The organism is Rhizobium sp. BT04 (assembly GCF_030053135.1).
GTDB classification, from domain to species: Bacteria; Pseudomonadota; Alphaproteobacteria; order Rhizobiales; family Rhizobiaceae; genus Rhizobium; species Rhizobium binxianense.
This window is the reverse complement of sequence record NZ_CP125647.1, coordinates 55,643-68,974: the sequence shown is the minus strand read 5'-3', so window position 1 is coordinate 68,974 and position 13,332 is coordinate 55,643. Positions and strand designations below refer to the sequence as shown.

17 protein-coding genes are annotated in these 13,332 nt (G+C 61.1%); 8 read left to right on the top strand and 9 right to left on the bottom strand.

Going from position 1 to position 13,332, the window contains the following annotated elements; translation table 11 throughout:
- The first annotated feature begins 63 nt into the window (after positions 1-63).
- Positions 64-255: a hypothetical protein gene (locus tag QMO82_RS00390; RefSeq protein ID WP_097620044.1), complete on the top strand. Its 192-nt coding sequence runs from the start codon at positions 64-66 to the stop codon at positions 253-255.
- A gap of 157 nt (positions 256-412) precedes the next feature.
- Here the strand turns inward: QMO82_RS00390 and QMO82_RS00385 are convergent, their stop codons facing one another.
- Positions 413-1,288, bottom strand: a complete 876-nt coding sequence (locus QMO82_RS00385; protein ID WP_183610265.1) for an aldo/keto reductase family oxidoreductase — start codon at positions 1,286-1,288, stop codon at positions 413-415.
- A gap of 96 nt (positions 1,289-1,384) precedes the next feature.
- Between QMO82_RS00385 and QMO82_RS00380 the strand changes: the two genes are divergently transcribed.
- Positions 1,385-2,296 (top strand): LysR family transcriptional regulator, encoded by a 912-nt coding sequence (locus QMO82_RS00380; protein WP_183610264.1) that lies wholly within the window; start codon positions 1,385-1,387, stop codon positions 2,294-2,296.
- A 169-nt stretch (positions 2,297-2,465) separates the two neighbouring features.
- On the opposite strand, the gene QMO82_RS00375 is transcribed toward QMO82_RS00380, so the two are convergent.
- The 3 genes from QMO82_RS00375 to QMO82_RS00365 form a co-directional block, all read right to left on the bottom strand.
- A complete protein-coding gene (locus QMO82_RS00375) occupies positions 2,466-2,660 on the bottom strand; it encodes a hypothetical protein (RefSeq protein ID WP_028755951.1) in 195 nt (64 codons plus the stop codon).
- Positions 2,661-2,722: 62 nt separating this feature from the next.
- Positions 2,723-2,959: a 30S ribosomal protein S21 gene (gene rpsU, locus QMO82_RS00370; protein ID WP_183610263.1), complete on the bottom strand. Its 237-nt coding sequence runs from the start codon at positions 2,957-2,959 to the stop codon at positions 2,723-2,725.
- 39 nt (positions 2,960-2,998) lie between these two features.
- Positions 2,999-3,151 carry a hypothetical protein gene (locus QMO82_RS00365; protein ID WP_183610262.1) on the bottom strand — a complete coding sequence of 51 codons (153 nt, stop codon included), beginning with the start codon at positions 3,149-3,151 and terminating at the stop codon, positions 2,999-3,001.
- A gap of 232 nt (positions 3,152-3,383) precedes the next feature.
- On the opposite strand from QMO82_RS00365, the gene QMO82_RS00360 reads away from it, so the two are divergent.
- The 6 genes from QMO82_RS00360 to QMO82_RS00335 all read left to right on the top strand — a co-directional run bounded on the left by QMO82_RS00360 (position 3,384) and on the right by QMO82_RS00335 (position 8,134).
- Positions 3,384-4,022, top strand: a complete 639-nt coding sequence (locus QMO82_RS00360; protein WP_277546355.1) for an Ig-like domain-containing protein — start codon at positions 3,384-3,386, stop codon at positions 4,020-4,022.
- A gap of 180 nt (positions 4,023-4,202) precedes the next feature.
- Positions 4,203-4,391 (top strand): hypothetical protein, encoded by a 189-nt coding sequence (locus tag QMO82_RS00355; protein WP_028757536.1) that lies wholly within the window; start codon positions 4,203-4,205, stop codon positions 4,389-4,391.
- Between the two features lie 299 nt (positions 4,392-4,690).
- A complete protein-coding gene (locus QMO82_RS00350) occupies positions 4,691-4,885 on the top strand; it encodes a hypothetical protein (RefSeq protein WP_183610261.1) in 195 nt (64 codons plus the stop codon).
- Positions 4,864-6,360, top strand: coding sequence for a DUF4153 domain-containing protein (locus QMO82_RS00345; protein WP_183610260.1), 1,497 nt, complete (start codon positions 4,864-4,866; stop codon positions 6,358-6,360). The genes QMO82_RS00350 and QMO82_RS00345 overlap by 22 nt, the downstream gene beginning before the upstream one ends.
- A 47-nt stretch (positions 6,361-6,407) precedes the next feature.
- The gene (locus tag QMO82_RS00340; protein WP_183610259.1) at positions 6,408-7,112 is read left to right on the top strand and encodes a response regulator transcription factor; all 705 of its coding nucleotides are present in this window, start codon (positions 6,408-6,410) and stop codon (positions 7,110-7,112) included.
- Complete coding sequence (locus QMO82_RS00335) at positions 7,112-8,134, top strand: sensor histidine kinase KdpD (RefSeq protein ID WP_183610258.1); 1,023 nt, start codon at positions 7,112-7,114, stop codon at positions 8,132-8,134. Before QMO82_RS00340 ends, QMO82_RS00335 begins: the two co-directional genes overlap by 1 nt.
- Before the next feature lie 64 nt (positions 8,135-8,198).
- Here QMO82_RS00335 and QMO82_RS00330 read toward each other — a convergent pair whose 3' ends face one another.
- The 5 genes from QMO82_RS00330 to QMO82_RS00310 all read right to left on the bottom strand — a co-directional run bounded on the left by QMO82_RS00330 (position 8,199) and on the right by QMO82_RS00310 (position 13,100).
- Positions 8,199-8,963 carry an SDR family NAD(P)-dependent oxidoreductase gene (locus QMO82_RS00330; RefSeq protein ID WP_183610257.1) on the bottom strand — a complete coding sequence of 255 codons (765 nt, stop codon included), beginning with the start codon at positions 8,961-8,963 and terminating at the stop codon, positions 8,199-8,201.
- A 159-nt stretch (positions 8,964-9,122) separates the two neighbouring features.
- Complete coding sequence (locus tag QMO82_RS00325; protein ID WP_183610256.1) at positions 9,123-9,851, bottom strand: SDR family oxidoreductase; 729 nt, start codon at positions 9,849-9,851, stop codon at positions 9,123-9,125.
- 24 nt (positions 9,852-9,875) lie between these two features.
- Complete coding sequence (locus QMO82_RS00320) at positions 9,876-11,135, bottom strand: sugar ABC transporter permease (protein ID WP_183610255.1); 1,260 nt, start codon at positions 11,133-11,135, stop codon at positions 9,876-9,878.
- Complete coding sequence (locus QMO82_RS00315) at positions 11,132-11,953, bottom strand: ATP-binding cassette domain-containing protein (RefSeq protein WP_183610254.1); 822 nt, start codon at positions 11,951-11,953, stop codon at positions 11,132-11,134. Before QMO82_RS00315 ends, QMO82_RS00320 begins: the two co-directional genes overlap by 4 nt.
- A gap of 73 nt (positions 11,954-12,026) precedes the next feature.
- A complete protein-coding gene (locus tag QMO82_RS00310) occupies positions 12,027-13,100 on the bottom strand; it encodes a sugar ABC transporter substrate-binding protein (protein WP_183610253.1) in 1,074 nt (357 codons plus the stop codon).
- Positions 13,101-13,332: the final 232 nt, after the last annotated feature.

The following is a 13,332-nucleotide window of genomic DNA, read 5'->3' as shown; positions in this document are numbered from 1 at the left end:
ACCATTCCCCAGCGGGCACTAGCTTCGCTTTGAGATTCCCACTGAGGCGACAGGAGGTCGGTCATGACGAGCTTTTCGAAATTGATCGTTAGGGAGGTCGCGCTGTCGGCGGTTCTGGCGGCCGGCACGGTCATCGGCATACCCAAGCTGGTCGATCCGAATACGAGTGCCAATTATCCGTTGGCACTCGTGGTTTTTCTGGCGATGTCAGTGGCCTTCGCGGCCTATGAGCTTCTCACAAGGAAGCCATCCTGATGCTATCGTCCGACTTGAAAAGCCTTTGACGTTTTCAACGGCCGTGAGGCACGATTCCCGGTCGTATGGTCAATTCCACCCAGCATGAAATCACTCAGCTGGCGATCCGGCAACGCCTATGCCGCGCGGGAGAGCGTGACGCGAGCTCAGGATGCCGTCAGGCAGCGATATTCGCAATGCGGTTCAATTCCCAGACAGCATCATCCGGCAGCACCAGCCCGGCGGCGGCGAGGTTCTCCCTGAGATGGCCGACGGACGAGGTGCCGGGGATCAGCAGGATATTCGGCGCTCGACGCAGCAGCCAGGCGAGTGCGACCTGCAGGGGCGTGGCGTCAAGGCGAGCGGCGACATCGGACAGGGTGGACGATTGCAACGGGGTGAATCCGCCGAGCGGGAAGAACGGCACATAGGCGGTGCCGTCGCGCGCGAGGTCGTCGATCAGGCGATCGTCGGCCCGCTGCGTCAGATTATACTGGTTCTGCACGCAGACGATCTCGGCAATTCCGCGCCCTTCGGCGATCTGCCTCGATGTGGCGTTGCTTAAGCCCACATGTCGGACGAGTCCTTGCTGCTGGAGATCGGCAAGCACCGTCAGGGGCGCTTCTATCGACCCCTCGGCCGGACCATGCACATCGAACATGATCCTGAGGTTGACGACGTCAAGCACATCCAGGCCGAGATTGCGGAGGTTGTCGTGGACTGCCTGCGTCAGCTCCGCCCGCGAGAAGGCCGGAATCCAGGATCCGTCGGTGCCACGTCGGGCGCCGATTTTGGTGACGATGGTGAGATCGTCGCGATAGGGGTGGAGCGCTTCACGGATGATCCGGTTGGTGACGTGCGGACCATAGAAATCGCTGGTGTCGATGTGGTTGACGCCGCTCGCAACCGCCTCGCGCAGCACCGCCAGGGCTGCGCCATGATCCTTGGGCGGACCGAACACGCCGGGCCCGGCAAGCTGCATGGCGCCGTAGCCGAGCCGCTTCACCTTGCGGCCGCCGAGATTGAAGGTTCCGGATTGATCGATGGTGGGCATGATCTCACTCCTTTCAAGAGATGAGACCAAGATAGGCGTTGTCGCCGCGCGTGATAATTAGGTACAATCTGCACGGGCCGTGCGGAGTGGCGAACAGTGAAAGCAGACCTGGGTGATCTCAACGCCTTCGTTGCCGTGGCGCGGGCCGGTGGTTTTCGCGAAGGCGCACGTGTCAGCGGCAGCAGCGCCTCCTTTCTCAGCGAGGCAGTGCGTCGTCTTGAGACCGAGCTCGGTGTCAGGCTGCTCAACCGCACGACACGCAGCGTCGTCCCGACCGAAGCGGGCAAGGGCTTGCTGGAGCGGCTCGGCCCTGCTTTGGCAGAGGTGGAGTCCGCGCTCGATGTGGTCAACGGGTTTCGCGACAGGCCGGCCGGCTCGTTGCGGCTCAATGTGCCGGTCAGCGCGGCGCGGCTGGTGCTGCCCGCCATCGTTCCCCCGTTCCTTGCCGCCTATCCCGACATTCGCCTCGAGGTGATTGCCGAAGAGAGTTTCGTTGATGTGCTTGCTGCCGGCTGCGACGCCGGCATCCGCTATGACGAGCGGCTGGAGCAGGATATGATTGCGGTGCCGATCGGGCCGCGTATCCAGCGTTTTGCCGGCGCGGCCTCGCCTGATTACCTCGACCGCCATGGCCGGCCGCAACATCCGAGCGAACTGCTCGGCCATGCCTGCCTGTTGGGCCGTTTTGCCAGCGGTGCGCTGACGTCGCCCTGGGAATTCGAGCGAGACGGCGAGGTGGTACGGGTCGAACCTTCGGGACCATTGATCGTCAGGGTCGGCGGGGCAATGGATCTTGCCGTCGACGCAGCGATATCGGGCATAGGCATCATTTTCGTTTTCGAGGACTGGCTGCGCCCGCATTTTGACAGTGGTGCGCTGGAACCCATTCTCGAACCGTGGTGGCAGAGCTTTTCCGGGCCGTTCCTCTATTATCCCGGACGACGCCTTGTGCCTGCGCCGCTCCGGGCTTTCATCGATTTTGTCAAGGCATCGGCAAACCAGACTTGACGTTTGCGGGCTTGAGCCATGCCTCCGATCTTCGTTGGGCGCTTCCATGCGTCAAAGCTTGAATTCGGGCATTATCGCCCATATCAGGCTTGCTGTTCGAGACCCGGAGTGTCTCGTCGGCTACTGCAAACAAGATCCGTCTGCACCGCCCGTTCACTGCACCCATTCCTCAATGGACGCTTGGGGTTTTCATCACCATTGCGAAGTCTTCGGCAACCAGTTCGCTGACGGCGATGAGGATTTCCTCCCGGGAAAAGCCCGATGTCAAAGCACTTTGGATCAGATCCTGCAGATCCGGCTCCACGACATCGCGGCAATCCTCGAGGCGTTCTTCCGAAACGGTGAGGCTATTGAGTTCGTCCATTGTCTGTCCTTTCACGGGATGCAACCGCCCAAGCCGGGGGAAGGCCGGTGAGGATGAGGCTGTTAACGGGTGAGCGCCGCCCGCTTCGGCCCGGCGATCAAGCCTTCGCGCTGCATCTTCTTGCGTGCAGCCTTGCGCTGCCGACTGATCGCCTGCGCCTTTTCCCGGACGCGTCGTTCGGACGGCTTCTCATAAGCGCGCCGTTCCTTCATTTCACGAAACAACCCTTCGCGCTGCATTTTCTTTTTCAAGACTCTCAGTGCTTGATCGACATTATTGTCTCTGACGAGTACCTGCATTCCGAGTTCTCCTTGTTCGAATGATGCGCCGATCGCTGCTCAGCCGAGCTGCTCGGCGATCAGAGCCTGCAATTCGCGGCGCGTGAGAAGGCAGGGGGACGGCTTCCAGGTCCCGGCAGCGTCGCGGATGACCTCTTCACTCCTGCGCGAGTTTGCCGCGGCAAGCGCGGTGGCTGTATGTATGTTGTTCAAAAAGAAATCCTTCGTCGGCCGTGGCCGGCTTCATCGATTGTTTGTGGGATCGCCATCACGCTAACGCGTTGACTCTACGCATCGTGCTTTCCGAAGATCGATTCCGATTTCCGGGCCGATGCGCCAGGTGCGCGCCGATGCATAAGCGCCTCAATCAAGCCAACAACGGCTTCGATTTCGCTTGGATCGGGCACATCGGCAACATAGGTATCGGCGGCTTCGATTGCAACGGATGGCGGGAGGGCGTCAGCGCCACCTGTTCCTCCCCGCCTTCGACGGCGAAAGCGTTGGCGCCAAGCAGGGCAATAACCAGGTCACAGAGATCCATGGCGATTACGGCACCTTCTTCGTCAAGCCGGATGGCAGCTACACCTACGTGTTGAGCGACGCCGCCAAGATCGGCTTCACCAACGGTGAGACGCTGGTTGAAAAGGTTTCCTACAAGATTTCAGACGGCGCCGGTCATACCGATGTCGGCCTCTTCACACTGAACATTCAGGGCGTAACCCAGGTCAAGCCGGTCGCCGTCGACGATACCTTCAACTTCACCGAAGGCAGCGCCCTCGCCGGCAACGTTCTCGCCAACGATATTGCCGGCGACAACGGCAAGCTCATCCTCCGTCAGTTCCTGGGCGCACAGGTAAACGCCAAGGATGGCGCCGTTACCGACGTTGCCGGCACCTATGGCACGTTCCACGTCAAGGCAGATGGTTCATTCAGCTATGAGCTGACGTCAAACATCGCTGCCGGCGATCATGTCACGGAAGTTCTCCGCTACTACAAGATCTCCGATGGCGAAGGCCACACGGACACTGCCAAGGTGACACTCAACATCACCGGCACGGATTTTGATGCCACTCATATTGCTTGATCAACGGCAATAGATCAGTGAGGCACGACGCCCGCCGCACAATCGGCGGGCGTTTTTCGTATATTCGCTTGTTTCAACGCAAGGCCAGACACGACCCAATCACATTTGCGGCATAATTCTTTTTAGCTAGTTCTTATAAACGCCGGGGAGCGGTAGTCTCGATGTTCGGAGGATACGCCCTTGACCGAACACATCGAACCCAGCCAAATCGAAACAGACGATCTGACGAAAGTCTGGTCCGTAACCGAGTTCTGCGCTCGTCACCGTATAGATGCCGAGCAACAAGCGCTGTTGCTCAAACTTTTCGGGCCGTTCGCGACCGCCTGCGAACTGCTGCACAATGCCAAGCGTGCGCCAAGATTCCGATGAGGCTTCCTCTCACTCTTCAACGATCTTCTCACAAATTCCGGCAAGTCACTCGGTGAACGAGACGGCGCAACATCGCCTGGTGAGGTGATGCTCGCCGTCTTGGCCCTCCTTGGACTGCATGCGGCGATCCAAATATCGCGATCGTCGCAATTCCATCCACGGCAATCATAAACCCAATACCACCTTCATAGGATCTGACCTCGGAGCTCTCTTCGAGGCCTCGCCGACCAGGTCGATTTTCCTGAATTGCTCCTCACTCTCTGCACAAAATCTGCAATCCGGCGCGGCATCTTCCCGCCATGAGCAAGAACGACATCCCGCCCCGCGTCACCCCACCCGCCTTGCCGGATAGGCTGCGCAACGACGGATGGTGGCTGGTCGCGGCAAGCGGACGTCAAGGCACGCCTGCCGCGGTGGACCCGGTTGACACGCTCATCCTGATCGAAAAGCCGCATCTGCGAGAGGAGCAGCAATGGACACAACCAATACCCTAACGGAACCGATGCCGATCAAACGTGGCAGCGGCCGGATTGCCGTCCTGTTTGCGCTTGTTGCACTTGCCGATTTTCTGATCTTCGGCTCCGCGCCCGGGATAAACCTTTTTCTCTTTGCCTTCGCCGTCTGTGGCGGCATTCTGCTCTCGGCTCGGAAGAAGCCGTCGCCATTGACGGCGGCTTTCCTGCTGGTTTTCTTGTTCCTGGCTTCGGCACCCTTGCTGGAGGCGCCCTCGTTGACGGGCTTTGCCCTTTGCCTCGGCGCGCTGATGGCGGTTGCTTTGGTCAGCGCCCAGCTCATGCCCCGCCGCCTCACCGGCCTGCCCCGGGCATTTTTTCGCTTCGCCCTCGTCATTCCTCTGCGGCTTGCGGAGGATTGCTGGAAATACCTTGCGACGCCGGCCAAACGTTTCTCCTTTGTCGGGTTTCGCCAAAGCGTCGGCCTTTGGGTCATGCCGCTCGTTCTCGCGGCGGTGTTCGTGTCTCTCTTTGCGGCGGCGAACCCGCTTATCGAGAGTGCGCTGCGCAGCATTCGCTTTGCCGTTCTGCTGCAATTTCTCGATCTTTGGCGGATCGGGTTCTGGATCATGATCGCCGTTACGGTCTGGGCGATGCTGCGGCCGCGCCTGAAGCGTCGCGCTGCGAGGTCGCAGGCCGACAGGGCCTTCATGATCGTGCCCACCAGAAATGCGCCGCTCGGCCATGCCTCGCTGCTGCGCTCGCTGATCCTGTTCAACGCGGTCTTTGCCGTACAGACACTTCTCGATCTCGTCTATCTCTGGGGCGGTGCGGATCTGCCCGATCACATGAGCCATGCCGAATATGCTCATCGCGGCGCTTATCCGCTGATCGCGACAGCGCTGCTTGCCGCCGGTTTCGTCCTTCTCGCCATGCGGCGCGGCGGGCCCGGTGATCATAGTGCGCTGATCCGCGGTCTCGTCCACGCCTGGATCGGTCAGAACATTCTTCTCTGCCTGTCATCGATGCTGCGGCTCGACCTTTACGTCGGGGCCTATTCGCTGACGGAATTGCGTGTCGCCGCCGGTGTCTGGATCGGCATCGTCGCCATCGGCCTTGCTTTGATCCTGCTGCGCATTCTTCTCAACCGCTCCAACGAGTGGCTGGTCGCCATGAACCTCGCTTCTCTCATTGCGGTTCTCTATATCAGCGCCTTCATCGATTTCCCGGCTGTGATCGCCCGCTTCAATGTCGTCCACAGCCAGGAAATCAACCAGGACGGTCCGCCGCTCGACCTTTCTTATCTCTCCTCGCTCGGTCCTTCGGTCCTTCCGGCGCTCGATCTCTATCTCCAGATGTTGCCGGATCACCTGGTCGATAAGAGGAATCAAACGCTGGAAATTCGATACGATCTCGTCAGGGATTTTGAACGGCGCCCCCGTGACTGGCGGAACTGGACCTTCCGCGCGGCGCGATTGGATACTCACCTTCTGTCTCCCGCCGCCATTGCAAGATAGAGCGAGAACGATAACAACAGGCATGACAAACCAACGCAGGACCGGTGATGGCACCCCGCATTCTCGTCGTCGATGACGAACCTCACATCCGCGATGTGATCTGCTTCGCCCTTGAACGCGCCGGCCTGACATCGACGGTCGCCCGCAACGGCACCGAGGCGATGGCGGCCTTTCGGCGCGGCAATATCGATCTGATCGTTCTCGATATCGGCATGCCGGATATGGATGGTCTGGAGGTTTGCCGCCAGATCCGCACGACGTCGGGATTGCCGATCCTGTTTCTTTCGGCGCGCGACGAGGAGATCGACAGGGTGCTGGGTCTCGAAATCGGGGGAGACGATTATGTCACCAAACCCTTCAGCCCGCGCGAGCTCGTGGCTAGGGTCAAGGCGATCTTGAAGCGCAGCGGCAATGGGGCTGAGCCCCAGAGGCGTCACGCCACCCTCGTCGCCGGTGAACTCAGCCTGGATCGCCGCGGCAGGACAGTCACCTTCCGCAATGGCGAAATCCCGATGACGGCGCTCGAATTCGCCATTCTGGACGCATTGCTGTCACACCCCGATATGGTCTTCCGCCGCGAACAATTGATGGAAGCGGCCTATGGCGCCGGCACCTATGTCGCTGACCGGACGATCGACAGCCATATCCGCAACATCAGGGCCAAGTTCCTGACGGCCGGCGGCCAAGGGATCATCGCGACGGTTCACGGCATCGGCTTCAAACTCGGCACTGAAATCGGGAGGAAGGCCTGATGCCGGCGCTCAAAGTCAGGACGAAATGGCGGCCGACGCTGGCGCTGATCGTCTATGTCGTGCTTCTTGCCGTCATGGCGCTGCCGATCCTGATCGTCATCTGGTTTCGTGCCTTTGACGTGAGTTCGGGCCGAATGGCGCCGGCGGAAATCGGCGCCCTCGCCACGGTCTTCATACTGACGCTCGGCGTTGCCTATGTGCTGACGCGCACCATCACCGGCCCGATCAACGCTTTGATCGGCCGTACCGAAGAGATCGCCCGCGGCGGCAAGGGGGCAATCCGGCCGCTTGAAAGCTATGGAACGCGTGAGATCGCCGTACTGTCGCAAAGCTTCCTCGATCTTGCCGGGAAACTAGTCGATCGCACCGAATATATCAGCTCCTTTGCCGCCCATGTCTCCCACGAGCTGAAATCGCCGCTGACGGCTATCCGGGGTGCGGCAGAGCTTTTGCGTGATGACGATGCCGAGAGGCCGATGACGGAGGCAGAGCGTTCGCACTTTCTCGACAACATCGTCGCCGACGCAGTCCGGCTCGATGCATTGTTGCAGCGGCTGAGGGAACTTGCGCAGGCGGAAACCCTTGTAGCCGAGGGCAAAAGCAGCGTCATGGACATCCTATCCTCACTGCGCGGGCGATTTTCCACCCTGGATATCTCAGGCGGAGGCGATACGGAAATATCGGTTGCTCTTCCTCAGGAAGCCGCTGGCATCGTCTTTGCCAACCTTGCCGAGAATGCCCTTCAGCACGGCGCCACGTCGTTGGAACTTGCCGTGTCAGCTGGGCCGCGAACAGTCGTCATTCTCGTTCGCGACGATGGCGGCGGTATTTCCGAGGCAAATCGCCAACGCGTCTTCCAGCCGTTCTTCTCAACCCGCCGCGAACAGGGTGGTACCGGCATGGGTCTGGGTATCGTCCGCGCCATGCTGGGCTCGCATGGCGGTACGATCCGCCTGCTGCAGATGGCCGGCGCCGGCGCCGCGTTCGAAATCACCCTCCCCGTTCAGTTCTCAAAGGGTTGAGAATGTGCCTGAAGCTCGTGGGGGCGGCACCACCCTGCCCTACCCAACGCGGTGACCCAGCGTCTTATCGGGTCGTATAACCACCGTCGATAACAAGCACTTCGCCAGTGACGTAACTTGCTGCCGCCGAGCAGAGGAACAGTGCAGCGCCGGCCACTTCCTCCGGCTGCCCGACGCGTCCCATCGGGGTCATGCTGCGCCAGGTCGGAAACCAGTCGGGATTGTCGATGCCGCCGCGCGATAGATCGGTTTCGATATAGCCCGGCGCGATGGCGTTGACGCGGATGTTTTCGGCGGCAACCTCGCTGGCGAGGCTCTTCGTCATCATATGGACGGCCGCCTTGGAGGTGTTATAGGCGACCTGGTTCTGCGGAATGTTGGAGACGATGCCCGACATCGAGCCGATATTGAGAATGACGCCGCCGCCCTGGCGCCGCATGGGAGCGAGTGCGGTGCGGCAGGCGCGAAAGACGGCGTCGACATTGACGGTCATGATCTCGCGCCAGATGGCATCGGAGAACTCGCCGCTGTCGCCATGAATGGCGATGCCGGCATTATTGACGAGGATGTCGAGCCGGCCCGCCCGTGAAAGGGTCTCCGTGACGAGTTCGTCGGCAGCGCTTTCCTTCATCAGGTCGGCGGCGATGAAATCGCAATCGACGCCGGCCTTGGAGAGCCGGTCTTCCGCCGCCGCATTGCGAGCCCGGCCCGTGATGATGACCTTGGCGCCCGCCTCGCCGAGCGCCTCGGCAATGGCAAGCCCGATGCCGCGCGTGCCGCCGGTCACCAGCGCCACCTGACCGTTCAGGCGAAATCTGTCGAAGATCATGTTTTCTTCCTCCTACGGCATTTCCGTTTTTCTTCGAAACATGAAAATGCTCTATCTCTTTGTTTTCGCGCAATTGCGGCAAAAGTGTTTCGCGCCTTGCCTGGCAAAACCCCTGCACACTTTTGCTGGAATTGCTCTGAGCAGCCGTTCGCACTTTCGTCAGATATCGGCACTCTGCGGTAGGATGACGAGATCGCGGATGGTGATGTTGCGTGGACGCGTCAGCATGAAGAGCACCGCTTCGGCCACTTCGTTCGCCTCCATGAGGCCGCCTGCAGCGAGTGCCTCTTCCAGCTTCTCCTGCGGCCAATCGCTGATAAGAGCGGTGACGACCGGGCCCGGAGCGACGGCGCCGACGCGCAATCCATGCTTGGCCACCTGCCGCCTTAGCGTGTGGACGAAAGCCTGGATGGCATGTTTCGAGGCTGTGTAGATCGGCTCCCAGACGACTGGGATCATGCCGGCAACGGAACTCGTCAGGATGATATCCCCGGTCTTGCGCTCAACCATATGCGGCAGAACGGCATGCACCGAGCGGAAGGCGGCATTGACGTTCAGATTGAGCATCCGGTCCCAGGCATCGGGGTCGCCGCCCAGCACTTCGCCGCCGATATAGGAACCGGCATTGGCATGGAAGATATCCAACTGGCCGGCTTTTCCCAGGATCTCAGGCATCATCCGCGTCACGCTTTTCGGATCGGTGAGATCGATGACCAAGGGAATGGCCTTCGCGCCGAGTTTCGAGCAGATTTCCCTCAAGGCGTCTTCATTGCGGTCGACCAGCGCGACCCGGGCGCCAGCAGCGAGCAAGGCCTTGGCGCATTCCAGGCCGATACCCGACGCCGCCCCGGTGACGGCTGCGACCTTTCCAGACAGATCCTGTCCCATTTTCTTCCTCTGCTTTTCTATGGTTTAGGCCCGGCCGTGCGAAATTCGCGATCGGCGTGCCAGCGAGTCGACGATGACGGCAACGGCAAGGACGGCGCCGGTGATCATGTATCGAAGCGACGATGACAGATCGAGAAGCGTCAGCCCGCTGGCGATCGACTGAATGACGATGATGCCGAGAAGGGCCGAATAGGCGCTGCCCCGCCCGCCGAACAGGCTCGTGCCGCCGATGACCGCCGCCGCGATGGCGTTGAGATTGACGTCGCCCGTGCCGGCCTGCTGACTTGCGGTCGCGAGCCGCGCGGCCGAAAGCACGCCGCCGGTCGCCGCAAGCAGGGCACAGGTGACGAAGGCGCTCGTATAGATGCGCGACACGTTGATGCCCGAGCGGCGGGCGGCCTCCCTGTTGCCGCCGACGGCATGCATGGAGCGTCCCCATTTGGTGCGCGTCAGCGCATAGTTCATGGCGGCGACGAGCCCGACGAAGAGGCCGAACATCCAGGGGATGCCGCGCGACTGGTTGAGATAGAAAGCAACCGCCGCCAGGGCGACCGTGATGACGACGGCATGGAGACACAGGCCGCCGACCGATTTCGACGACAGGCCGGCTGCCCGCCGGCGCGCCGAGGTGCGGTAGCTCGCGAGGAAGAAGGCAATGCCGCCAAGCGCCACCAGCAGATAGGCGACCGGGTCCGGCATGACCATGATCTGGCCGAAATTCACCAGCCAGGAGCCATAGGGGAGATTGATCGAACCGGTCGCGCCCAGAATATAGAGCTGCAGGCCGAGAACCGCGAGCAGCCCTGACAGGGTGGAGACGAAGCTCGGCATGCCGAAGCGGTTGAACAGGAAGGCATAGAGCGCGCCGATCAGCGCGCCGACGATCATCGCGGCGAGGACCGCCATGATGACCGGCCAGCCCTGGTTTACCCAGAAGACACCGGTGAGTGCCGAGGCGAAACCGCTGACCGAGCCGACGGAAAGATCGATCTCGCCCACCATCAGGATGCAGACGATGCCGAGCGAGATGACGCCGACCGTCGAGCAGTCGAACAGCATGTTGACGAGATTGGCGCTGGAGAGAAACACCGGATTGAGCGCCTGGAACACCGTCCAGATGATCGCCAGGCCGACGATGACCGGCAGCGAGCCGAGGTCGCCGGAGCGGACGCGATCCCAGAAGGCGCGGATCGAGCCGGCAAGGCTATCGTCATGGCGCACTCTTTCGTCACGCCGGTCGAGGAGTGCAGGTGCCGCAGGTTCATTTTGCAAGGTCTTCATCATGCCCTGCCCTCCTCATTCTCTTGGCTTTGCGCCTTGCGGCGCATGGCGCGGCGGGAGACGGAATTGTTGGATGCGCCGGTGATCGCGCTGACGAGCTCTTCGTTGGAGGCATCGGGCACGAAAGTGCCGTTATTGCGCCCGAGCCGAAGGACGACGATGCGGTCGGCAACCGCGCGCACATCCTCCATATTGTGGCTGATCATGATGACGGCGAGGCCGCGTGCGCGCACGCGCTCGATCAGATCCAGCACCTCGGCGGTCTGGGCAACACCAAGGGCTGCTGTTGGCTCATCCAGCATGATCAGTTTCGGCGCGAGGAGCAGCGACCGGGCGATCGCCACGGTCTGGCGCTGCCCGCCGGAGAGCGAGGCGACGGGCTCACGCACGCTTGGGATTCGGGCCGAAAGCTCGTTCAGCAGCTTCCAGGCGCGGATCTCCATGGCGACCTCGTCGAGCTGGAAAGGATTGAGCTCCTTGCCGAGAAAGATATTGGCGACGACGTCGAGATTTTCGCAAAGTGCCAGATCCTGGAAGACGGTGGCAATGCCGAGGTCGAGGGCGGCACTCGGGCTTGAGAGATTTGCCTGTTTGCCCTCGAACAGGATTGTGCCCGAGCTCGGCTGATGCACGCCGGCCAGGATCTTGACCAGCGTCGATTTGCCGGCGCCATTGTCGCCGACCAGCGCCACGACCTCGCCGGCATGCACGTCGAGGTCGATATCGGTGAGCGCCGACACGGCCCCGAAGTTCTTCGATATTCCGCGCAGGCTGAGGACAGGCTGGCGGGAGCCGTCAAGAATATGAGAGGTGTCAGACATCGTCTGGCCTTTCGGAAAGAAGCGAAAACCGGAAGCGCGACCGGCGATCCGGCCGCGCTTTCCCTTGGCTTGCTTATTTGCTGATGCCGAGCTTCTTGCAGCCGTCGGCATAACGGCCGGTGCACAGTTCCTCGGCGGTGTTGATCTTCTTGTCGATGATCTCGGCCTTGAGGTTTTCGGCAGTGACGACAGCGGGCACGAAGAGCTGCGCGGGCGTGTCGTAAAGCGTCATCTCGGCCTTGATCGTTTCTCCCGCCAAGAGCTTCACGGCAACGTCGGCTGCGGCGGCGGCGACGATTTCGCTCGGCTTGGAGATCGTGTTGTACTGATCCCCTGATATGATCAACTGCAGCGCGGCGATCGTCGCATCATTGCCGGTCACCGGCGGCACGGGATCGACACCAGCTGCCTTGAAGGCGGCGATGGCGCCGCCGCCGGTGCCGTCATTGGCGGCGACGACGCCGACGATCTGTTTGCCGAAGCGGGTGATCTGGCCGGCTGCCCATTGCTGGGCATTCGCCGGCTGCCAGTTCGGCGTGTCGAACTCGGCAAGCGTCTTGTAGCCGCCGCTGGAGAGACCCTCATGAATGCCGTCCTTGATCAGGCCTGCGGCCGCATCGGTTGGCGAACCGTTGATCTGCAGGATTCCGCCGCCATCGGTCGGGACATTCTTCGCCTTCAGATGCTGGACGAGCGATTCCGCAATCGCCTTGCCGATCGCTTTGTTGTCGAAGGAAACGTAGAAATCGGCCTTGCCCTTCGGGATCGGGCGGTCATAGGCGATGACCTTGACACCCTGGCTCTGGGCGAGCTGGACAAGCGATGCGGCTGCCGCCGAATCCACCGGATCGAGCACGATGACTTTGGCGCCCTGGGTAATTGCCGAATTGAACTGCTGCTGCTGTTTGGCGATATCGGCATCGGCATTCTGATAGATGACCTTGCACGAGGCGCAGAGCTTCCTCATCTCCGCGACGAAGCCCGGATGATCGTGCTCCTCATAGCGCGTCGAGCCCTGGTCCGGCATCAGGAATGCGACCGTTGCGTCGGCAACGGCCGTTTGAGCAAAGGCGGACGTGCCGCCCAGCAGGGATAGGACAAGTGCCGCGGCGCCTGCCATCTTTGTCGAGAATTTCATCATTTCCATCTCCTCCCGTTGGAAAAAATCGTGTAGCTTCGTGATGCAATGTTGTGCTGTGGCCGTTCGGCCGAATGAACGGGTGCGCCTGTCCCGGCGGTTTGCGTTTTTTGAGGACGAGCGTCTCCTCTCGCGAGCCGCTCGTTGCGCGCTCACGTTCACGTCAGTGTCGTTTTCGTTCCTCCTCCTTGTCCTCCCTATCGCCGTCTTCGGCACATTGTTGCTTGCGTATCCTTGAACT